This window comes from Aphanothece sacrum FPU1 (genome assembly GCF_003864295.1).
Lineage (GTDB): Bacteria > Cyanobacteriota > Cyanobacteriia > Cyanobacteriales > Microcystaceae > Aphanothece_B > Aphanothece_B sacrum.
Genome location: NZ_BDQK01000001.1, coordinates 371455 through 392282, shown reverse-complemented (window position 1 = coordinate 392282; position 20828 = coordinate 371455). Strand labels below are relative to the sequence as shown.

21 protein-coding genes are annotated in these 20828 nt (G+C 39.1%); 13 read left to right on the top strand and 8 right to left on the bottom strand.

Features of this window, described 5'->3' with window-relative positions; genetic code table 11:
• Window positions 1-118: 118 nt before the first annotated feature.
• From AsFPU1_RS01780 to AsFPU1_RS01765, 4 genes are all read left to right on the top strand, one after another.
• Window positions 119-1984, top strand: a complete 1866-nt coding sequence (locus AsFPU1_RS01780) for a hypothetical protein (protein ID WP_124977642.1) — start codon at window positions 119-121, stop codon at window positions 1982-1984.
• A 120-nt stretch (window positions 1985-2104) separates the two neighbouring features.
• Window positions 2105-2842, top strand: coding sequence for a type IV pilus modification PilV family protein (locus AsFPU1_RS01775; protein WP_124977644.1), 738 nt, complete (start codon window positions 2105-2107; stop codon window positions 2840-2842).
• Window positions 2843-2858: 16 nt separating this feature from the next.
• Window positions 2859-3353 carry a pilus assembly FimT family protein gene (locus AsFPU1_RS01770; RefSeq protein WP_227873637.1) on the top strand — a complete coding sequence of 165 codons (495 nt, stop codon included), beginning with the start codon at window positions 2859-2861 and terminating at the stop codon, window positions 3351-3353.
• 15 nt (window positions 3354-3368) lie between these two features.
• Window positions 3369-4787 carry a pilus assembly FimT family protein gene (locus AsFPU1_RS01765; protein ID WP_124977648.1) on the top strand — a complete coding sequence of 473 codons (1419 nt, stop codon included), beginning with the start codon at window positions 3369-3371 and terminating at the stop codon, window positions 4785-4787.
• Between the two features lie 445 nt (window positions 4788-5232).
• Here the strand turns inward: AsFPU1_RS01765 and AsFPU1_RS01760 are convergent, their stop codons facing one another.
• The 5 genes from AsFPU1_RS01760 to hypD form a co-directional block, all read right to left on the bottom strand.
• Entirely contained in the window at window positions 5233-7527 is a 2295-nt protein-coding gene (locus AsFPU1_RS01760; RefSeq protein WP_124977650.1) for a GspE/PulE family protein, read from the bottom strand.
• A gap of 155 nt (window positions 7528-7682) precedes the next feature.
• Window positions 7683-7886 carry a phycobilisome linker polypeptide gene (locus AsFPU1_RS01755; RefSeq protein WP_124977653.1) on the bottom strand — a complete coding sequence of 68 codons (204 nt, stop codon included), beginning with the start codon at window positions 7884-7886 and terminating at the stop codon, window positions 7683-7685.
• 228 nt (window positions 7887-8114) lie between these two features.
• Complete coding sequence (gene apcB, locus AsFPU1_RS01750; RefSeq protein ID WP_124977655.1) at window positions 8115-8600, bottom strand: allophycocyanin subunit beta; 486 nt, start codon at window positions 8598-8600, stop codon at window positions 8115-8117.
• Between the two features lie 91 nt (window positions 8601-8691).
• Complete coding sequence (gene apcA, locus AsFPU1_RS01745) at window positions 8692-9177, bottom strand: allophycocyanin subunit alpha (protein ID WP_124977657.1); 486 nt, start codon at window positions 9175-9177, stop codon at window positions 8692-8694.
• Window positions 9178-9436: 259 nt separating this feature from the next.
• On the bottom strand, window positions 9437-10543 hold the full coding sequence (gene hypD / locus AsFPU1_RS01740; RefSeq protein ID WP_124977659.1) for a hydrogenase formation protein HypD: 1107 nt from the start codon (window positions 10541-10543) through the stop codon (window positions 9437-9439).
• A gap of 340 nt (window positions 10544-10883) precedes the next feature.
• Here hypD and AsFPU1_RS01735 point away from each other — a divergent pair, with 340 nt between their 5' ends.
• The 7 genes from AsFPU1_RS01735 to AsFPU1_RS01705 all read left to right on the top strand — a co-directional run bounded on the left by AsFPU1_RS01735 (window position 10884) and on the right by AsFPU1_RS01705 (window position 16853).
• Window positions 10884-11312 (top strand): SufE family protein, encoded by a 429-nt coding sequence (locus tag AsFPU1_RS01735; RefSeq protein WP_124977661.1) that lies wholly within the window; start codon window positions 10884-10886, stop codon window positions 11310-11312.
• Between the two features lie 121 nt (window positions 11313-11433).
• Window positions 11434-11673 carry a type II toxin-antitoxin system Phd/YefM family antitoxin gene (locus AsFPU1_RS01730; RefSeq protein ID WP_124977663.1) on the top strand — a complete coding sequence of 80 codons (240 nt, stop codon included), beginning with the start codon at window positions 11434-11436 and terminating at the stop codon, window positions 11671-11673.
• Entirely contained in the window at window positions 11670-11927 is a 258-nt protein-coding gene (locus AsFPU1_RS01725) for a Txe/YoeB family addiction module toxin (RefSeq protein ID WP_172957571.1), read from the top strand. Before AsFPU1_RS01730 ends, AsFPU1_RS01725 begins: the two co-directional genes overlap by 4 nt.
• Window positions 11928-11992: 65 nt before the next feature.
• Window positions 11993-13168, top strand: coding sequence for a cysteine desulfurase family protein (locus AsFPU1_RS01720; RefSeq protein WP_124977666.1), 1176 nt, complete (start codon window positions 11993-11995; stop codon window positions 13166-13168).
• Between the two features lie 558 nt (window positions 13169-13726).
• Entirely contained in the window at window positions 13727-15676 is a 1950-nt protein-coding gene (gene rne, locus AsFPU1_RS01715; protein ID WP_125061026.1) for a ribonuclease E, read from the top strand.
• Between the two features lie 334 nt (window positions 15677-16010).
• Window positions 16011-16211 (top strand): hypothetical protein, encoded by a 201-nt coding sequence (locus AsFPU1_RS01710; protein ID WP_124977668.1) that lies wholly within the window; start codon window positions 16011-16013, stop codon window positions 16209-16211.
• A 3-nt stretch (window positions 16212-16214) separates the two neighbouring features.
• The gene (locus tag AsFPU1_RS01705) at window positions 16215-16853 is read left to right on the top strand and encodes a ribonuclease HII (protein WP_124977670.1); all 639 of its coding nucleotides are present in this window, start codon (window positions 16215-16217) and stop codon (window positions 16851-16853) included.
• Here the strand turns inward: AsFPU1_RS01705 and AsFPU1_RS01700 are convergent.
• Window positions 16830-17423 carry a DUF1997 domain-containing protein gene (locus AsFPU1_RS01700; RefSeq protein WP_124977672.1) on the bottom strand — a complete coding sequence of 198 codons (594 nt, stop codon included), beginning with the start codon at window positions 17421-17423 and terminating at the stop codon, window positions 16830-16832. The genes AsFPU1_RS01705 and AsFPU1_RS01700 overlap by 24 nt on opposite strands.
• 452 nt (window positions 17424-17875) lie before the next feature.
• On the opposite strand from AsFPU1_RS01700, the gene pheA reads away from it, so the two are divergent.
• Window positions 17876-18742, top strand: a complete 867-nt coding sequence (gene pheA / locus AsFPU1_RS01695; RefSeq protein WP_124977674.1) for a prephenate dehydratase — start codon at window positions 17876-17878, stop codon at window positions 18740-18742.
• A 1-nt stretch (window position 18743) separates the two neighbouring features.
• On the opposite strand, the gene AsFPU1_RS01690 is transcribed toward pheA, so the two are convergent.
• Complete coding sequence (locus AsFPU1_RS01690; protein ID WP_124977676.1) at window positions 18744-19382, bottom strand: LON peptidase substrate-binding domain-containing protein; 639 nt, start codon at window positions 19380-19382, stop codon at window positions 18744-18746.
• A gap of 226 nt (window positions 19383-19608) precedes the next feature.
• On the bottom strand, window positions 19609-20181 hold the full coding sequence (locus AsFPU1_RS01685; protein WP_124977678.1) for a peroxiredoxin: 573 nt from the start codon (window positions 20179-20181) through the stop codon (window positions 19609-19611).
• Window positions 20182-20379: 198 nt separating this feature from the next.
• On the opposite strand from AsFPU1_RS01685, the gene AsFPU1_RS01680 reads away from it, so the two are divergent.
• Complete coding sequence (locus tag AsFPU1_RS01680) at window positions 20380-20799, top strand: Fur family transcriptional regulator (protein WP_124977680.1); 420 nt, start codon at window positions 20380-20382, stop codon at window positions 20797-20799.
• Window positions 20800-20828: the final 29 nt, after the last annotated feature.

The window sequence follows — 20828 nt, the reverse complement described above, 5'->3', positions numbered from 1 at the left end:
GATCAAGTATCCCACAATAGACAAAACTCTATCTAGGTGAGGATTTGACTAACACAAAGCTCATTAATCCTTACCTAAATACTGACTGGTTTTCTATAATAAAAATTAGAATTGACCCATGAATAATCCATACAAACTGACTCTTATTTATCTCACTCGTATCTCTCAACGCAGTCCTAAAGGATTTGCCTTAGCTTTCTGTTTAACCATTGGTTTAGTTATGGCGGTAACTGGTGTCGCAATGATGATTAGAGGCCAAAGCCAACAAACAAAAGTTTTAGCCCAAAAAGCCAAAGCACAAGGGGTAAGTACCGCCGGAGTTGCTGTTACCCAAATTCAACAACTATTGAGTCAAAATAAATTCTTAGCTGAATATAATAGTGTTGATTGGCTTAATGTTAAAGATACCGCCGAAGACATTGGCAAAGACTTTCAGACAGCAAGTAATAGTAGTTGTGAAATTCAAAATGCAGGTGATGCAACTGCGGTAGATACGGCAAAAACAGCCACACAAGATCGCATTATTTCCTTTGCTAATAAGACCCCGCAACAGATTAATCCTGATGATCCCACCCAAGGCGAATATACAATGATTAGTTACACTAAACCTAATCAAATTCCAGGACTGGGTAAATTAATAGTGCAAGGGGTTGCTAATACGACGGGTAACACCAATAATATTAAAGAAGCTCCGAGTCAGGTAGTAGTAGAAATCCCTGTAAATAAAAATCAGTTAGATGATAGTGATGTTCCGGGATTATGGATTAAACAAGGAGATACGGAAAAATCTGGCGGAAATAAAAACTTATTTGCGGCCAATATTTGGCTGAGTGATTGTGATCTTGGTGGGAAGACTCAAACGCAAATTGATACCGCCATGACTGAGATTAAAGCTAATGTAGTTGCAGGAACAACCAAAGCCATCAGTGATGGAGATATCCCCAGTGGAACTACTTTTAAAGAACCCCTTATTGTCGCCTATGATTTTCCTGATTTACCTGCCATAACGGCTGGTTTCATGACTGATACCAAATTTGCTGATCAAAGAGGGATTACGGTTGGTGGTAGTGGTAATGGTAGTGGTAATGGTAGTGGTAATGGTAATGGTAATGGTAATAAGACCAGTAACTCTAATAACAGTGCTTTTTCAACCATTGCTCGTATTATGGATCGGTTTGTAGACCAAGCGGTTAAAAGTATTTTCGGAGATGTTGTTCTAGCTGCCAGAAATGGCAATAGTGGCAATGGAACTACAGGAACTACAGGAACTACAGGAATTACAGGAACTACCGGAACTACAGGAACTACCGGAACTACAGGAACTACCGGAACTACCGGAACTACAGGAACTGGTACAACAGGAACTACCGCCCCAACTATCGGTGGTACGACCTGCGGAAAAAATGATAGCACAGGGGAGGTATTTCCCGGATTAGGGGATTTACCCACAAAAACAGAAACCGTCAATGGCACAACCATTTGTGTTTATGAGTATGAGATCACCTCTATTACGGGTACTGCAACTGTTAATACTGTCAGCGATGATAACAAACGTCAGAAAGTTATTTTTCACCTTACAGGCAATTTAGAGAAAGGGGGTGATGTCAGTCATAGTTGCACAGGTAAAAGTGCTGATCTGTGTAAAGCAACAGATTTCCAGCTTTTTGGTCGTGCTGGGACGGGTAACATTTGCTTAAACGGGAATAATCAATTTGAGGGCTTCATATTTGCCCCTGGTTATGACGCGGGAGTTAATGGTGGTGGCAGTGGTAAAGGAGGTGTCAAGGGAACAATTTGGGTGAAAACGTGGAATAAGACTAATCAATGCTCATCCAATAGTCAAAGTGGGTCTTTAGTGGCACAAACGGGTAAATGGACAGAACTCGGTGTTGGTATCCCCAAAGGAATGCCCGACGTAACCCTTAGTTCGCCCTCTAGCTATGCTACTTGCGAGTTTGGCAGCGAACCAGACAAGTGTAAATAATCTATCTATCTCAATGCCCTTAATGTGATTTCGATCACACAAAACCCCTGACCCAACTCACAGACAGAGGTGATCTGATCCCTTCATACTTGAGAAATAAAGAGGTAAAAAGGAATTTTTATGTTGAAAGTATGGCTTTTTTTACTTAAAAAATCAGCGAAGAAAAACGAAGGTTTCAGTTTATTTGAAGTCTTAGTATCAATTTTGGTAACTTCTGCCTTTATTATGGGAACCCTACAAGCAATGGCGATCAATGCCATTTTGCAAGTCAAAGCGGAAAGGGAATCTCAAGCCAATTTTTGGGTTCAAGAAGATGTGGAAATGGTTCAAGCAGTTGCCTCTAATGCAACACTTAGTAACTTAGGTGTGACTAAAAGTATATGTTACCTTATGCCCACTACTGCTAATGCAACTAATAAATTTGGTGGCAAACTAATTACGGCTTTAAATAATACCACCTACTCAACATCTTTTACTGATGGAATTTCCTTACAAACTTATAAAGTTGACAGTAATGGCAATACGGTATTTAAAAGTGATAAAACAGCCGACTGGGTTAACGTAAACTACTATGGCACCACAACGGCAAAAAAAGTCACAGTACAAGTTGTTGGCGAACGTCAGTTACTTAATAAAAACTATCGTCTTGTTCGTATTGCCACGACTGACAACTATAACGGAAGGAACTATGACGTAGTCCAAATTACCTATCGAATAGGAGAACCCTATGTTTCAACCAACACAAAACAAACCGATGTGGACAAAGATCTATTGGCCGATGATATCGAAGGAAAAACCTCAATTATTGCGGAAAATTATACAGAATTTATACCTGCTGCTGTTAACGAATGCAAATAAGAAGCCTAACTGTGGCATGACCTTATTTGAAATTTCTATTGTTACCGTTATTGCTGGAATTTTAGCAGGTATTGCTACTCCTAGCATGATGGGAATGTTACAAGGAAACAGGGTAAAACAAGCTGTAGATCAGGTTTATAGTGCCTTACAGGATGCTCAAGGACAAGCTATTCGTCGAGGTCAAAAATGCACAATTAAATTTGATAATTCCGTTACTCCTCCCACCATTGATAGTGTTCCTCAAGATGCGGGTTGTTTAGCGTCTACTAATAAGCAACTTCCCACAGGTGTGGTGATGAAACATAATCTTACACCTAGCACTGTTTCCTTTTCTTATAAAGGGAATACTACCCTAGCTGATTCAGGAACTATTGTCATTCAAACGGAAAAAGGTAAAGGGGAAAAACAATGTTTAGTCATTAGTGATGGCTTAGGAATTATGAGGAGAGGTGTTTATAAGGGTGATACCACTTCTTCTGTTACAGCCGACAATTGTACAACTAATTCATAAAAAAAGGACAAAATTATGCTTAAAATTTACTTACAACTGTTACAAAAAAAACGTCGTTCTGCTGGTTGGACTCTAGCGGAATTAATGATAGCGGCTGCCCTAACTTTAGTCGTAGTAGGAGCAGCCGGATTTGGTTTAGTAACCATTTTACGAGAAAATAAAATGGCCAATGCTACCGGAGAGATGCAATATGATAGTAACCGTGCAGGAGCATTTATCTCAGAAGAAATTCGTAACGCTTCTATGATTGAAAATGACAATATAATGACCAGTACAGGTGCAATAGATAAAACAGGACTTGACACGATCGCTCCTAGTTTTAAGTATCAAACCGGTGACTCCAGACAACCTATTCTCGTCCTCAAAATTCCAGGAATTGCTGAACGGGTTATTTATTATATAGAAACCTCTGCAAGTCCTTGGCGTGGCCCTCTTGTGATTCGTCGTTGGGGGCCTGGGTTACTCAGCACTGGTACTTATTCTTCCAACAAGGAACCAGGAGATTGGAAAGGCAATGTTCTGATTGATATGGTAGCTCAAACCGTTGATTCAAATAAGAAAAAGTGCAAAAATTCAGTTTTGAAAACCTCTGACACTAAATCAACTGATGCTACTAAAAACTGGTATCGTATTCCTCAGTCAGACGCAGATGTTAAAGGGTTTTTTATTTGTGTCAGAGACGATGGACAGTTAGCTGAAGTACATACCCAAGCTACTACTTCTAACCAACAGCAAATGGATAAGATGGCTTCTAAGATTGAACAGTCTCGCTATCGGAGTAAATTTAACTACGATGTCGTTACTCAAGTTTTTGCCCGATCACGTGCCGACGGTGCAGTTGGACTCAAGTTTCCTGACTACTCCCTTCTTCCTGGTGGGCTTTATCCCAATGAAAAAGGTAATCTAAAAATTACCATTTTAAGTACTAATTTACCCTGTCAACCAGGAGTAAGTGGAAAAGAAGATGTTAAAGTTACCAGTGTACAGACAATGGATTTAGGAAATTCCCCGACAGCCTATAAAGACGGAGGCACTACCGCTCTGCCGATGATACCCACTACGATTGTTAAATTTACCGTTAGTGAAGATAATACTTCTGGTTGTGATCCTACTGGATATTTAGAGATAACAACTGGTGACATTAATAAGACTCAACGGGAAATCGTCTACGGTACTAATGGAGAATCCCTATCATCTATTATTAAAGACACAACTGCTCTAGCAACGGCAAAAACCATACTACAAGGTAAGGGTCTATTAGATAGTACGGGAAACAATCTTAAACTAGCTGATAACCAAGTTGTTTATTTTGCTGAACTTAGTAAACAAGTTATTAGTCCTGAGATTGTCAACGGCAAGGTTACACAGGTAATTACACAAGAGACAGATCCTGTTCTTGACGATACTATTTTCTTAGTGGAACTGCTTCCATAAACCCAAAAATACTATCTTTATGATAAGAATAATCGGAGTGTTTTTTTATTCTTTTCTTACTTGAAGTATGAGTTTTTTATCTGACGGGGCGACAACAAATGTTATATTGTCGTCCTGATCAGCTTTATAGCGTTTTATTCTCACTGATAATAAGGGTTTTTATGGAGACTAAGTGCCATTAATTCTTGTGTTATAAGTTATAAGTTTTCCGATCAAAATCATAGCCGCGTCTAACCTGCATTATTCATGAAAATTTCGGAAAATCCTCAAAAGCCTTGGTAGGAGCAAAATTTAGCGATCTAGCTAAAAAACAGTCTGTTTTTTGAGATGCCCTCATAATCAGGGTTTTGGCAGTTCATGAATAATGCAGGCTAACCCAGCCTACGAATTATAAGCTTTACTTATCACCACAGATACAGGAGATCCCATCTGATTCTATTTCTAATTACCAAGGATCAGGAACCGAATTAAAAGGATTAAAAAAATCAACATTTTCCGAAATATGAGCTTGAGGAAAATTAATCGCAATTGTTTCTTTATCTGGTTCTAATTCTCGTTTAAGTTCATCCCATTCTCCGGGATCACTTAACTCCTCATAACAGAAAAATTCTCCCGTAATTGTTTCTTGAGTACCATCGAAATCTTTGTCAAACTCCTCCCATCTTTTATCCTCTTCAAATGACGGTTCATCAAGTAGAGAAGCAATAGGTTTTTTCTCCTCATTAGAGATAGTAATCGGTTGCAGTGCCTCTTTAAGTTGGTAAAACTCTTGAGTCACGGCCAATAAAAGTTTTTCTAAGGCTTCGAGTCTTCGAGTAACATACACAGGTAACAGAGTAAAATCATCATTAACCATCGTTTCTTGTGAGTGATTAGGCAAAAATTGAACTAATTCTTCTAAACTGGTTTGCCCCTGATACACTAATTCAAGTCCCGCCGAAATAGGAGATATTTTATGACTTTGTAAGATAGCCTCTTGCAAGGAAGTTTCTCTATCTACTTCTTGCCCTGTCTCACTGCGCGAATGCGAAAGCATCGCCTGTTTAAGGGAAGGTGTTATTTCAATAACTTCATAAAGCTTAACATATCCATGATAACCCTGACCATTGCATTGTCGGCAAAGTCGTCCTTTAAGTCTTGCTTGTTCAACTGCTTCCTCATTTAAACAACGGGCCTGATAAATTGAGTTTTTCTCGGTTTCAGGAATGGCAAATCTAGTTAAATTTGCTAAACTAGGCTCATAAATGCTACGACAAGTGGGACAAAGACGACGCAAAGTATGTTCATGAACAACCCCGATCAAACTATCAGCTAACAGTGCAGGAGAAACCTGTTGACTCAAATGGGCGATCGCACTAGCTCCATCAGAAGCCTCTAAACTAGCAAGAATCAGACAATTTCGAGAAGTTCTCTCTACCACCGTTTCCACAACAGAAGCATCTGATAAACTATCAACCATCACCACATCGAGATCTTCTTGCTCGAAAGATTGCAAAATGGGTAAATAATCGGTTGGTTCATGAGAATCTACCTCTATTTGATTAATTCCAGGGAGAATATGGCGCAAAGATTCTTCTACCGTCCCTATCTTCCTTTCCTGTGGATTTTGCTCAGACAAAAGACCATAGAGCAGAGAAACTAAATTTTTAGAAGTTGCTCCCGTAACTAATAATAACCCTTCGCAGAGACGGGCCATATCCTCAAAAGCCATTCTGACTGATACATCAGGCATTAACTCCAACAAACTTAGAGGCTTAATAGCACTATCTAAAACGCGAACAATAACCTTTTCCCCGTAGAAAGTGGGGAAAGTTTCAACAAAAAAGTAAATAGTACGCCCGCCACCGCTTTTACGAATGCGACCTTTTTGGGCAATGGTATCTTCGTTAATATCTAACTCTGCCATCAGTTTTAAGCGAGATATAATTGGCCCGGCTACCTTTTTCGGCAAAGGATCAATCAGTGGTTGCAAAGTTTCCCCCTGACGACAACGGATACTCAGGAAATTTTCTTCCGGTTCAAGGTGAATAGCTGTGGCTTTTCCTTCTACCGCTTTGGCTAAGAGTTTATTGACCAAGGTGACTACGGGCGTTGCTTGAGCTTCATTGAGCTTAGATAATTCTTCGGGTGACGATTTAGGAATAGGAGGGGCCGTATCTTCCAAGACTTCTGTAAGATCAACAATAGTCCTATCGTGATTCCTTTCGACGCACTTTTGAGAAACTGGCTTTTCAGGGACGTATGGCTCAATTAACTGTTCAAAATCTTCTAAGATAATTCCCACTCGCTGCCATGTCATATTGTGGCTAGATAATATCTCTGTTACCTTTTCTTGGGCTTCCTCATGACTAGGATTAACCATCGCCACTAATAAAGAATCCGTCGTTTCTTGAGCAGTTTTTAGGGGTATTAATTGATAACGATAACAAATATCAACAGGAATAAAGGATTTAATTAAATAGTCTATTTGCTCAGGATCAATAGATTCACTTCCTAGATCAATAAACTCAATTCCATGAAAAACTTTTAGAGTAAATAAATGTTGTTGTTTGTATTCCTCTAGTAAGCTTGAGGGAAGAGGTTTGCCAGTAATTTGTTGCAGAGTTTCGAGTAAAGGACGACCCGATTGGTGTGATTCAACCCAAGCTTGCTGCATTCGAGGCAGCGTGATATAACCTGATTGAATCAGTTGATTGCCAAAGGATGATAAGGAGTGACTCGAATCGTTAGATAATACCATGAGATAGCTAACTCGGTAAGGATAGGCTATTTTTTATTAGTATTCCCAAATCTTTCTCATTTATTATCATCACAGGAGAAAATTTTATTCATCAACAAAAAGAGGCCCCCATTGACCTCTTTTTGCCTGAGTTAAACATTCATCAGTTCTTATGGCTATAGTAAGCCTGCATTGGTTCCCGGTTTGCCAGTTGCTAATTGTACTTTGACAATTTTACCGCCCATTTTCATGATCCGTTGTTGTTCCTGAAACCAGTTATCGTAAGGAACTAACTTAGTGAAATATGTATTTTGTAATTCTCGTTGAGTCCGAATTCTTGTTTGACTCGGTACGCAAGCTGTGACTTTAAACATCCGCATAGGTTGAGTTCTCCGAAATTTATTGACATTATCCTTACTATCCGTAAGGTTATCTTTTTTAATTACACAAATTGTAGATATGGCAAAGGTCGGGAGTCATGAGTCAATACTAGTTCGTCAAAACTCATCTTTACCAACAAAGACCAAGCCTTTAACCACCTAGCACTCACTCTAGACTTCCCGCACCTCTCATCAACAACCCTTAATTAGTTGTTTAGGTCATTAGTCCTAGCTTAAGCCAGAGCAAATGTAGTCAAAATAGACACCCATTTCTTTTCCAGCAGCAGCACCGACTAAACTAGCGGTAACTTCTTTCATAGCATTGATTGCTTGAACAGTGCTAGAAACTGGAACGCCTAAAGAATTATAGGTTTCTTTTAATCCGTTGAGAACACGCTCATCAAGGATGGAAGGATCGCCAGCTAACATAGCATAGGTAGCATAGCGTAGGTAGTAGTCGAGGTCACGAATACAAGCAGCGTAGCGACGGGTGGTGTACATATTGCCACCGGGACGGGTGACATCAGAGTACAACAAAGATTTAGCTACAGCTTCTTTAACAATCGCTGCTGCGTTAGCACTAATTACACCAGCAGCGCGAACACGGAGTTCACCAGTGGCGAAATAGCCTTTGAGTTTGTCTATAGCAGAACCATCAAGGTATTTGCCTTGAACGTCGGCGGAATTGATAACAGAGGTAATTGCGTCTTGCATGATTGTGTTTCCTTAATCTTGCCTAGTCTTGAAAGATCTTACGAATAATACAGAAAAGCTTATACTCAACGAGTCATTAGGAATACTCGTCTTAGCTCATAGCACCGATAACATAGTCGAAGTAAGATCCAGCTTCAGCCGCATCATCAGCAGACATCATGCCTGTTGCTACTTCTTTCATTTCACGGACGCTTTGAGCAACTGCGCCTACATCAGTTCCTAGGGATTTGTACATTTCCCGTGCGCCAACTAAGCCGATTTCTTGGATGGGGGTAACATCACCTGCTACTACTCCATAGGTAACAAGGCGTAGGTAGTAATCCATATCCCGTAGACAAGTCGCTGTCATATCTTCGCCGTAAGCATTTCCACCAGGGGAAACCACATCAGGACGTTTCTGGAATAGGCGATCGCCAGCTTGTTTAACAATACTTTCGCGCGCACCAGTTAGGGTTTCAGCAATGCGTAAACGACTAGAACCGCCAGTAACGAAGGCTTTGATTCTATCAAGTTCGCCGGGGCTGAGGTAGCGAGCTTCCGCATCAGCATTCACGATTGATTTCGTGACGATACTCATTGATGGATTCCTCCCAAAAAAAGAAATTTAGATGCTGTTAAGTTGTTATTTTACACCAAAAGGGTGTTCTATTGGGTGTCTTCAACTTAACGGGTTGTTTAGCAACCTGACCCAATTATTTTGAGGCATTGCGTTGACATTCGCTATTGTTTCTTAATACTTTTTAACATTTGCTTTCAGGAAGAAGGGGTTAGGGGGTAGGGAGTAGGGGGTACGGAAGGCTCTCAGCTTAAGGGTTTTGGGGCATTTTACCCAACACCTAAACCCCAACCTCATAATGGCGATAGCGATAGTAAGCAGCACAAGCTCCTTCAGAGGATACCATAGGGGCCCCTAATGGATGTTCTGGGGTACACTCTCCACCAAAAGCCGGACAATCATGAGGTTTTTTGTACCCTTGCATGATTTCTCCACTGATACATATTTCGGGGACTGATGAGGGGGCCATGGGGGCTAATTCCTCTTTAAATCTTTCTATGGCATCATATTTTGCATATTTTGGGGCTAATCCTAATCCACTTCTCTCAATCTCGCCAATGCCTCTCCAGGTACGGGGAACAATTTCAAAAATATCTTGTATTAGTTGTTGGGCTAATATATTTCCTTGAGGTTGTACCGAGCGAATATATTGATTTTCGCAGGTGGTTTGTCCTGATTCTAGTTGTTGCAGACACAGGTAAATCCCTTGCAAAATGTCAATGGGTTCAAATCCTGTCACAATCAAGGGAACACTGTATTTTTGGGCTAGGGGTTCATAATCACTGTAGCCCATGACGGTACACACATGACCGGCCGCTAAAAATCCTTGTACTTGACAGTTGGGGGCTGATAAAATGGCTTCCATGGCCGGGGGAACTAATACGTGAGATACTAATAGGGTAAAATTGTCAAGGTTTACTTGTGACGCTTGATATACTGTCATAGCGGTTGCCGGTGCAGTAGTTTCAAATCCCACGGCAAAGAAAACTACTTGTTTATTGGGGTTTTCTTGAGCAATTTTTAGGCTATCTAAGGGAGAATAAACAATACGAATATCTCCTCCTGCGGCTTTAATTGTTAGTAAATCTTTTTCGCTTCCAGGTACTCTTAACATATCCCCAAAAGAACAAAAAATAACATTAGGTAAACTGGCAATTTTTAAGGCACTATCTATTAATTCTATGGGAGTGACACATACGGGACAACCTGGACCATGAATGAGAGTGATTTCTTTGGGTAACAAGGCATCTATGCCATATTTAACAATAGAATGGGTCTGTCCGCCACAAATCTCCATGATCTTCCAAGGTTGGCTGGTAATTTGGGCGATTTTTTGGGCGTATTGTTGGGCTAGATTACCATCTCTATATTCATCAACAAATTTCATTTTTTTCTCCAGTTATTATAGTTATTCAGTGAGTAAGGTTTAATAAAATTAAGCCTCTACATTGGTTGACTTTTTATTCAGAAGGTTTGATTTATTACTAATATTAATCAATATATTGCCAATATTCTTATTTTTATGATAATGATATGTTCTAATTTAACAATAGCTTGATAAATTTATGATGTTTTAATGTTTATAAGAAATAATCAATCAAATTAATATTTGATATTCGGTTGATTTTTTGCTATTATTATAAGGTGAGAAGAATAGATTATGCTAGTCAATCAAAGATTAGTCTGATCAGTTCTTGATGTTATTAGTTTTTGTGAAAGTCTGAATTATGTCATCATCTAACTCTACATTACCGGCCAACCTAGAACAAATTGTTGAGAAATTCAAAAAAAGATCTGACCCTAAAAAGAAGTATGAACAATTACTTTGGTATGCTAAAAAATTAGACCCCATGCCAGAAGAGGGAAAAATTACTGAAAATAAAGTACAAGGTTGTGTCTCTCAAGTATATATTACTGCGGAATTAAAAGATGGTAAAATTTGGTATCAAGGTGATTCAGATGCTCAATTAGTTAAAGGTTTAGTTGCTTTATTAATTGAGGGATTAAACGGTTTAACTACTGAAGAAATTTTACAGGTTACTCCTGATTTTATCGAAGAAACTGGCTTACAAGTTAGTTTGACTCCTTCTCGTGCTAATGGATTTTATAACATTTTTCAGTTAATGAAAAAGAAAGCATTAGGATTTGAATTATGACTGTTTGTCGATTAGAAAATAGGAACAGGTAATATTCAAGCGATCACCTTAAAAATAATTAAATGTTTATTTGTCAGTTACTATTGTATAATAGAAGAATCCATAGATATTAACTCAAATCATGAATGCTTTTAAATACAAAGTAACAATTAAAAACGGTAAACTTGATTTGCCTACCTTAGATTTACCTGAAGGAACTATTGTCGAAGCAATCTTATTAGTTAATGAACAACCGCAAAAAGAAGTAGAAGAAACAGAATATTTATTGTCCACAGAAGCAAATCGCCATAATCTGATGGAAGCATTAGAAGAACTAAAACAACCTCAGAACTATATTTATGTTGATCCTGCAAAATTATGAGAAAAATTGCCTTTTTAGCGCGAGGTTTTGATGAGTTTAACAAATGGGCAGTAGAAGATAAGAAAATTTACGCTAAAATCCTTACCCTAATCAAAGATATTCAACGAGATCCCTTCTCTGGTTTAGGAAAACCAGAAGCTTTAAAATATGAGTTATCAGGTTTGTGGTCACGACGTATTACAGATGAACATCGCTTAGTTTATAGTATTACAGATGAAGATGTTATAATTGTTTCCTGTCGATTTCATTACTAATTAAGGATATTACCTTAAGTTGAAACCAAGGAAGAGTATATTTTTTCCCTACACCTAAAACCCTTATGTCTCAACGACCAATTTATTTAGACTGTCACGCTACAACCCCAATGGACGAACGGGTACTATCTGCCATGTTACCCTACTTTACCGAATACTTTGGCAACGCTTCGAGTATTACTCATATGTATGGATGGGAAGCAGAAGCAGGAATAAAAAAAGCTAGAGAAACTATTGCTAATGCAATTAATTGTAGCCCCGAAGAAATAGTTTTTACCAGTGGGGCAACTGAAGCAAATAACTTAGCCATTAAAGGAGTAGCAGAGACTTATTTTCATCAAGGTAAACATATTATTACCGTTCAAACAGAACATCGAGCCGTATTAGACCCCTGCCATTATTTAGAAACATTAGGATTTGAAATTACTTTTTTACCTGTCAAAAAAGATGGATTAATTGACTTACAACTCTTAGAAAAAACTATTCGTACCAACACAATTTTAGTCTCAGTTATGGCCGCCAATAACGAAATTGGAGTCATTCAACCCTTAGAAAAAATAGGAGAAATTTGTCATAATCATAACGTATTATTTCATAGTGATGGAGCGCAAGCTCTTGGCAAAATCCCCCTCGATGTGCTAAGATTAAACATAGATTTGCTATCCTTAACTGCTCATAAAGTTTATGGGCCGAAAGGGATCGGGGCCTTATATGTTCGTCGTCGTAACCCTAGAGTCCGTTTAGCCGCTCAATTACACGGCGGAGGACAAGAAAGAGGAATGCGATCAGGAACCTTATATACACCCCAAATTGTCGGGTTTGCTAAAGCCGTCGATCTAGCGATCGCAGAAATGGACTGGGAGTTACAACGACAAGAACAATTACGCGATCGCCTGTGGAAACAATTATCAGAACTAGACGACATTTATCTTAATGGTCATGGAACACAACGATTAGCTGGTAATCTTAATATCAGTGTCGCCGGAGTTGACGGCTCAGCCCTGTTATTAGGGTTACAATCAATCGTGGCGTTGTCATCAGGGTCAGCCTGTTCATCAACAGTTACTGCCCCCTCTCACGTTCTAACTGCATTAGGACATGATGAGTCTCTAGCTTATGCTTCCTTGCGTTTTGGGTTAGGACGATTTACCACATCAGAAGACATTGAGCGAGTGGCACAATCAACCCTTGCCACCATCAAATCTTTGCGACAAGGGAGGGTAATGACGAAAATTCCGTAGTTTCTCCCTTGTCAGAAGTGAGCCGTTCAGTTTATATTCAGGTTAAAACAATTTAAAGTTGTGCCTCCCCCCTTTATGGTGGCCACCAAAGAAGGTTAATGTCCCTTAATTTAGCTAGGGCGATGTTTTAGTAACACAACTTAATTAACTTGCGTGAGTTAGTGACCTCGCTCAAAAAAACCAATAAAACCTTTATGTATTTTTTTGGTTGTTGTTCTCAACTTATCCGTCTAAAAAACATCTTAAATAAAAGCTAGTTCTAGCACACTTTATAGCTGAGGGGTTTGTTGTATAGTCCATAACTATTCTCGTTTTTCGACATGGGTAGAGATACACCCTTTCCCAGCGAGACATCTCCTCAGACGGGATAGGTCAGCTTAATCTAATAGCGAAAGCAGGTTAGGATGTCAGGATAAAGATGAGTAGGAATACCTTTTCATTGGGAATTGACCTGAAGTCAATAGGATTGATTAATTTGACAGTTTTTGCCTAATTCAATTGACAGACACTAGATTTCGTTAAGTGTCATCGTCCGTTACAAAATTTTGAGGGAATTGAATGCCAAAGCAAATTATTATCGCAGAGCAACACCACATTGCTGCTGTTTTCTGGGAAGATCAAATTCAAGAATTAGTAGTAGCGACAGGGAACCAACAAGTCAGCGATATTTACTTAGGAGTTGTCGAAAACGTTATTCCAGGTATTGACGCAGCGTTTGTGAATATTGGAGATGCGGAACGTAACGGATTTATTCATGTCACTGATTTGGGGCCCTTGCGCTTAAAAAAAACGGCTGGAGCGATCACTGAATTATTAAGCCCGCAACAAAAAGTCCTGGTTCAAGTAATGAAAGAACCTACAGGCAATAAGGGGCCGAGGTTAACCGGCAATATTACCTTACCTGGACGTTATTTAGTCTTAATGCCCTATGGTAAAGGGGTTAATCTTTCGAGACGCATTCGCAGTGAAGATGAACGAAGTCGCTTACGGGCCCTTGCTATCTTAATTAAACCGGCCGGAATGGGTTTACTTGTACGAACAGAAGCAGAAGGTAAAGCCGAAGAAGCCATTATGGAGGACTTAGAATTTCTCCAACGACAATGGGAGTCTGTTCAACTACAAGGTAGCTCTACTCGTCCCCCCTCTTTGCTCAACCGGGATGATGATTTCATTCAACGAGTCTTACGGGATATGTACAGTGGGGATGTGAATCGCATTGTAGTAGACTCTCAAGCGGCGGTTAAACGGGTTAAACAGCATATAATGTCTTGGAGTGGAGGTAAACCTCCTGAAGGGGTCTTTATTGACCATCATCGAGAAACCTTGTCTATTTTGGATTATTTCCGGGTCAATGCGGCGGTACGAGAAGCCCTCAAACCGAGAGTAGATTTACCCTCTGGCGGTTACATCATTATTGAACCAACTGAAGCATTAACGGTCGTTGATGTAAACTCAGGTTCCTTTACCCGTTCAGCAACGGCGCGAGAAACCGTACTTTGGACAAATAGTGAAGCAGCTACAGAAATCGCCCGTCAACTGCGTTTACGCAACATTGGTGGGGTGGTCATTGTGGATTTTATTGATATGGACACCAGGCGCGATCAACTCAAACTCTTAGAACATTTTAATCAAACTCTCAAAGCTGACAAAGCTAGACCGCAAATCGCTCAATTGTCTGAGTTAGGTTTAGTAGAACTGACTCGCAAGCGTCAAGGGAAAAATATTTACGAATTATTTGGTCAAGCTTGTCCCACTTGTGGGGGGTTGGGCCATTTAGTTCATCTTCCTGGAGAAACTGAGTTAATCGCCCTAGAAGCCACTGCTACTACTCCTCCTGTGGCTATTTCTAAACCCATGGAGAAACCCATCGATCTCGGTGAACCCTTTGGAGAATCTGTCTATGACGATGATTTTAATGATACTCCCCGTCAATTAGATTTACTGAACCATCCGAGTTATCAAGAACAAAGTATGGCGGCGAATAATCGTCGTCGTCGTCGTCGTCAACCACCGGGGCCGGTAATTAAAGAAGAACCTATCCAAAAAGTTATTACACCTTTGGGGGTTAAAGAAATCGAGTATGAGCCAGAACCAGAGATAGAACCGAAGAAAGAGCGTATACAACGTCATATCCGTCGGGAAGAAGTGCCAATAGAAAGAGTTTCGGTGGAAATGACTCCCCTAGAACAAGATGTGTATGCGTTAATGGGTATTTCTCCTTTAGTGCGGGTGGAACGAGAATTTAAAGACCCTAAATCGGTTTTTGTTTCAATTAAGTCTGTCGAGTCTAGACAAAAAGAAGATGTAGAAGTAGAGTTAGAAATACCAGAGGAAGTGGCGCAAGTCGTGCCAGAACCGATGATCATACCTGAATCTCTAGAATCAGATATAGAATTAGATGAGGAACGAGCTGAAGATAATTTTATCCCTTCTGCTGGGATGGAAAGTGAAACTGAACGTCCTATTATTCGTCGTCGTCGTCGTCGTTCTTCTGCTGCGGGAACCTGAAAATAACGGTAGGTGGGCATTGCCCACCCCACTATTTTGTAACAATATAATACTAAATTTTAAGGTTTTTGATTTAACACAAAAGGATAATTGAGAGATAATTCGTGCATCAGACAGTAAAAAGCTCTAAATAAACCATAATTGACTGATTAGAGATTTCTTAACGAGTGATTACAGTTTAAAAAATTTCCCAAAGATCTATTACAAATTTGAGCATTTTGCCTCCGAAAATCCACAGAGATTCTATACTCGGATAGTTAGTCAATTAATATAACTTTTTTGACTACTAACTGGCAACTTGATTCAATAGCCTCAATCATCGGAATTCAACTTTATGGTTTATTATTGGAATTTGGTGAGGAGCGATCAACCTAATATTTACATCAGATTACATGATGTAGATGAATTTTACTCAACTCCTTATGTGGCTTTGGGAAAAGCGATTTGGTTAAGCTGTTCTTTAGACGATAAATATAAGGAAAATCGTCTATATTTTAATCGATTTGACGTGATTGAAGGAATGGTATATTATTAGTTAATGCTGATCACAACTGATGCTCAAATCAGGGAAAATATCTTTGATCCGGAGGACTTAATTGCTGGAGTTGATGAAGTAGGACGAGGTGCATTATTTGGCCCTGTAGTCGTTGGTGTGGTGGTAATGCCTGTTTCTCAGTTGGATAATTTGATAGAAATAGGGGTCAAGGATAGTAAACAATTATCCCCAAAAAAACGCAAAGAATTATCAGAAAAAATCAAAATATTAGCTAACACTTATCAAATTAGCTATGCTTCTGTTAAGGAAATTGATCGCATTAATATTTTACAAGCTACTCTATTAGCCATGAAAAGAGGGATAAACAAGCTAATAGTTAAACCAGAACTTTGTTTAGTGGATGGTAATCAAAAAATTCCTGATGTTACTGTTGTTCAAAAAACAATTATTGGTGGCGATCGCCGCTTTGCTATTATTGCGGCGGCCAGTATTATTGCTAAAGTTTGGCGAGATGATTTAATGGTTCGTTTAGATAGTAAATACCCTCAGTATGATCTGGCTAATAATAAGGGTTATGGAACCCAAAAACATCGTTTAGCTTTACAAAAATATGGCCCCTCTTGGCATCATCGTCTTTCTTTTCGTCCTTGTTCTATATCAACTGGGGACAGAATTAATTGAGGTAGTTAGTTGATTTTCAAAAGGAGTTTCTTGTAAGTAATATTCATTCATCCAATGATGATAATCATGGAGAAGTTGAGTAACTAATCTTTGTTTTATTCTTACTAAGACACTCTTTAAAAGTCCATTTCCAGTTACTTCTAATAAGGGTTTGGGGGTTAACCATAATACAGGAGGTAAGGAAACTTTTACTTCTAAATTTGCTTTTCCTTGTAAGTAAGTTTTGCCTTGACTTTCTTCGGGAATAAGTTGTCCTTTTAGTTTTAAAGAAAATCGATTATTAATATAGTCAATTCCACGTATTTCACAGCCTTCGGATCTTAAATAAACTCTCCCTTTTCCATCTGTCCAAACCCCTAAAATAACTGTGGGTTGAAAGTGATAAATGTCCATAAAATTGAGAGGACGCATCTTTAGACGAAATTGCAATTCAGACAACTGTTCCATTAATTGGGGATCGGCGATCGCTTTGACTAATCTTTGCGGTTGTCTGAGATAATGTTGAATAGAAACTAGGGGATCTTCGACCATTAATGAGATAGATTCAGTGGCAGTAAAACAAACTTCCATAGATAACTTGTTACAAATTGTGTCTCTAATTTAATTTTACTTCACAATTCTTAAAGAATCGATATAGTAGATTCGGTGATCATACCGTTTTGTGGGGAATTAGGCCAAGCTTTTGCCCTTAAATTAAGATTTATGAGCAAAATATTGACAAAATAAGCTTTTTAATGTTTTTTATTATCAATAATTTGTCAAGTTATACAACCAGGGCGGGTTTATTGAACTTTTTTGTGAGAATCATTGATTTATGTAAAAAACCCAGGGCGGGTTTATTGAACTTTTTTGTGAGAATCATTGATTTATGTAAAAAACCCAGGGCGGGTTTATTGAACTTTTTTGTGAGAATCATTGATTTATGTAAAAAACCCGCCCCTACAATGTTTTGTGTAATTGATTTTATGTGCCTATTTAACTGATATGATGGATAATGAGAAATCCTGTTTATAATATTGTTTATGGTGATTTCCTTAGCTCACCTTGGCCCGACGGGAACCAACGCAGAAACAGCCGCGATCGCTTATGCTCATTGGTTAGAACAACAACAGGGACAAAAATCCATATTATGTCCTTGTCCTAGCATTGCTCAAACTTTGTTTGCAGTAGCTAAAGGAGAAACCCAAAGGGCCGTCGTCCCAGTTGAAAATTCCACAGAGGGCAGTGTTGCGACTACCCTAGATACCCTATGGCAGTTAGATGACCTCAAAATTCAACAAGAGCTAGTTTTACCCATCTCCCATGCCTTATTGTCACGGGGAAGCTCTCTAGAAGGGATTAAAACCGTTTATTCCCATCCCCAAGCTTTGGCTCAATGTCAAAGCTGGTTAGAGCGACATCTACCTTCTGTGAGCCTAATTCCTACTAATTCTACCACAGAAGCACTCTCAGAAATTAATCTACAACCAACTTCTGGTGCGATCGCGGCCCCTCGTGCGTCAAAGTTGTATGATTTGCCAATTTTGGCCAATCATATTAATGACTACCCCGATAATTGTACTCGATTTTGGGTATTAGAAAGAACTCCGACAACTAGGGGACAAAGTAGAGTTTCTTTAGCGTTTAGTGTACCTGAAAATGTGCCAGGTGTGCTAGTCAAACCCTTAGAGGTCTTAGCTAGAAGACACATTAATTTAAGTAGAATTGAATCTCGTCCTACTAAGCGATCACTAGGAGAATATCTCTTTTTTCTTGATTTAGAAGGAAGTACAGAAAATGACTGTATTCCAGACGCTTTAAAGGAATTAGCTGGTTATACAGAAGTATTAAAAATATTTGGCAGTTACTCTGTGGTATCGTTTACACAAGCGGATATTGACCGACTTTAGCTTAATTTAAGACATCTTTAAGAGCGGTACGAGCAGCTAAATGGTTACGAGTAGAAGTCAAAATTTCTGCCTCCCGTTGTAAACGAGCGACAGTATCTTGCATTTCTAAGAGAGACTGTTGTTCTGGTGCGACTCCATAGAGATTTCCTGCCACCCAATAGGATAATTCTACTGCAAGTTCGGGTAAATCTTCGGGTAATTCAATTTTTTGGTCAGTTAACTTAGCCGAAAGATGAACCACATCTCGTAATAGTTGCTCGACTTCTTGAGCTAAGGGACGAAGATTAATAGTTGGGGGTTTATCTTCAATCCATTCGACTAATCCTATTCTATAAGGCTTTTCGCGCACGTAGTCAAGTACCCGAAATCTTTGTTGTCCCATAGTGAGGATTTTCATGCGATCATCAGGTAAACGTTGAAAGCGAATAACTTCCGCACAGCAGCCAACCTTGGCAATTTCACCGTTAACGGGATCTACCATTAATATACCAAAACGGCGGTCATCTTCCAAGATAGTATTCATCATCATACGATAACGAAATTCAAAGATATGGAGGGGAAGGGGCCGTCCAGGAAATAAAACCACTTCAGGTAAGGGAAATAGGGGAAGTTCTCTCACAGCAAGGGATGAAGGTGTCATGTTATTAATGGTGTGGGTAGGCTGTTATTTATATATTTTAGCCGATTTTCTGCGGTTAGATAAGCGGGTACAATAGCGTCAGGACATATTTGCTCACCCTACGAATTATAAGCTTTACTTATCACCACAGGTACGGGAGAGCCACCAGTTTCTTTATCTAGAACAAAAATGAATAAGGAAGGGATTTGATTTTCCCTTCCTCCTATCTCAATCAAAGATTGTTAATTTAACCAACAAAAGCTAAACGAGGAGCAGAAACCCCTCCAGGTTGAGTTCCTTTGAGATAAGCTAACATAGTATCAGCGTCAGATACTTCAAAGGGATCAGTGGCACAATTATCAGAAAAACCAGGTTCAACAAAAAGTTTTTCAATGTTGCCATCATTAACTAACATGGAATAACGCCAAGAACGCATTCCAAAACCAATGTTAGATTTATCTACTAACATACCCATTTTGCGGGTAAATTCTCCAGCACCATCGGGTAACAAAAAGACATTTTTAGCTTCTTGTTGTTGACCCCATTTAAACATCACAAACGCATCATTAACAGAGATACAAACGATTTTATCAACCCCTAGAGATTGAAATTCTGCGTATAACTCTTCATAACGAGGTAAATGATTAGAAGAACAGGTAGGAGTGAAAGCTCCAGGGAGAGAGAACACAATTACTTTTTTGCCGCCAAAAATCTCTTGAGTGGTCAGATCTTGCCAACGATAAGGGTTAGACCCACCAACAGACTCATCACGAACACGGGTCTTAAATACTACATCAGGTACGCGATCGATTACAGCCATGTTTACCTCACATTAATAGTATGAACTTCATCTTTATTTGGGCTTTCGCCACTTAAGTTAGAATAGTTCTTATTTAAAAATAAGTCAATAGTAATAAATACTTATTATTGAGATTCATTACGAAGTTGGTTAAATAATAAAAAAATAATTGTTATTATAGAGTAAGCAGCGATAAAATTTTAAGTTATATTTAAAGATATGGATGAGCCAGCCAGAAAAATTGTCAAACGTCTTAAGGAGAAAGGGTTAAGGGTAACACCTCAAAGATTTGCGGTGTACTCAAATTTGCTATCACGTCGGGATCATCCCACTGCTGAGCAAATTTTGACCACTCTCAACGAAAATACTCCAACTTCTTCTCAAGCGACCGTTTACAGTGCTTTACAGACCCTTCGTGAGTCTGGGTTAATTCGAGAAGTGTTATTAGAAGAAAAGGTCTCTCGCTATGACGCGAATGTTTGTCCTCATCATCATTTTCGTTGTCGTCACTGTGGCAAGATAGAGGATATTGAATGGGATGCTTTTGAGGAGATTAACCTACGTTCCCTTCCCTCACGCTTAAAAGCAGAAAGTTATGAAGTTACGGTTCAAGGATTATGTGAAGATTGTCAGAGTTAAGGTTTAATTTATGGCAAAATTTTAAGCTT

Bases quoted from the DNA above. Each gene is read 5' to 3' on its own strand.
- AsFPU1_RS01780 (WP_124977642.1), top strand. From the start codon at position 119: ATGAATAATCCATACAAACTGACTCTTATTTATCTCACTCGTATCTCT.
- AsFPU1_RS01775 (WP_124977644.1), top strand. From the start codon at position 2,105: ATGTTGAAAGTATGGCTTTTTTTACTTAAAAAATCAGCGAAGAAAAAC.
- AsFPU1_RS01770 (WP_227873637.1), top strand. From the start codon at position 2,859: ATGACCTTATTTGAAATTTCTATTGTTACCGTTATTGCTGGAATTTTA.
- AsFPU1_RS01765 (WP_124977648.1), top strand. From the start codon at position 3,369: ATGCTTAAAATTTACTTACAACTGTTACAAAAAAAACGTCGTTCTGCT.
- AsFPU1_RS01760 (WP_124977650.1), bottom strand. From the start codon at position 7,527: ATGGTATTATCTAACGATTCGAGTCACTCCTTATCATCCTTTGGCAAT.
- AsFPU1_RS01755 (WP_124977653.1), bottom strand. From the start codon at position 7,886: ATGCGGATGTTTAAAGTCACAGCTTGCGTACCGAGTCAAACAAGAATT.
- apcB (WP_124977655.1), bottom strand. From the start codon at position 8,600: ATGCAAGACGCAATTACCTCTGTTATCAATTCCGCCGACGTTCAAGGC.
- apcA (WP_124977657.1), bottom strand. From the start codon at position 9,177: ATGAGTATCGTCACGAAATCAATCGTGAATGCTGATGCGGAAGCTCGC.
- hypD (WP_124977659.1), bottom strand. From the start codon at position 10,543: ATGAAATTTGTTGATGAATATAGAGATGGTAATCTAGCCCAACAATAC.
- AsFPU1_RS01735 (WP_124977661.1), top strand. From the start codon at position 10,884: ATGTCATCATCTAACTCTACATTACCGGCCAACCTAGAACAAATTGTT.
- AsFPU1_RS01730 (WP_124977663.1), top strand. From the start codon at position 11,434: ATGAATGCTTTTAAATACAAAGTAACAATTAAAAACGGTAAACTTGAT.
- AsFPU1_RS01725 (WP_172957571.1), top strand. From the start codon at position 11,670: ATGAGAAAAATTGCCTTTTTAGCGCGAGGTTTTGATGAGTTTAACAAA.
- AsFPU1_RS01720 (WP_124977666.1), top strand. From the start codon at position 11,993: ATGTCTCAACGACCAATTTATTTAGACTGTCACGCTACAACCCCAATG.
- rne (WP_125061026.1), top strand. From the start codon at position 13,727: ATGCCAAAGCAAATTATTATCGCAGAGCAACACCACATTGCTGCTGTT.
- AsFPU1_RS01710 (WP_124977668.1), top strand. From the start codon at position 16,011: ATGGTTTATTATTGGAATTTGGTGAGGAGCGATCAACCTAATATTTAC.
- AsFPU1_RS01705 (WP_124977670.1), top strand. From the start codon at position 16,215: ATGCTGATCACAACTGATGCTCAAATCAGGGAAAATATCTTTGATCCG.
- AsFPU1_RS01700 (WP_124977672.1), bottom strand. From the start codon at position 17,423: ATGGAAGTTTGTTTTACTGCCACTGAATCTATCTCATTAATGGTCGAA.
- pheA (WP_124977674.1), top strand. From the start codon at position 17,876: ATGGTGATTTCCTTAGCTCACCTTGGCCCGACGGGAACCAACGCAGAA.
- AsFPU1_RS01690 (WP_124977676.1), bottom strand. From the start codon at position 19,382: ATGACACCTTCATCCCTTGCTGTGAGAGAACTTCCCCTATTTCCCTTA.
- AsFPU1_RS01685 (WP_124977678.1), bottom strand. From the start codon at position 20,181: ATGGCTGTAATCGATCGCGTACCTGATGTAGTATTTAAGACCCGTGTT.
- AsFPU1_RS01680 (WP_124977680.1), top strand. From the start codon at position 20,380: ATGGATGAGCCAGCCAGAAAAATTGTCAAACGTCTTAAGGAGAAAGGG.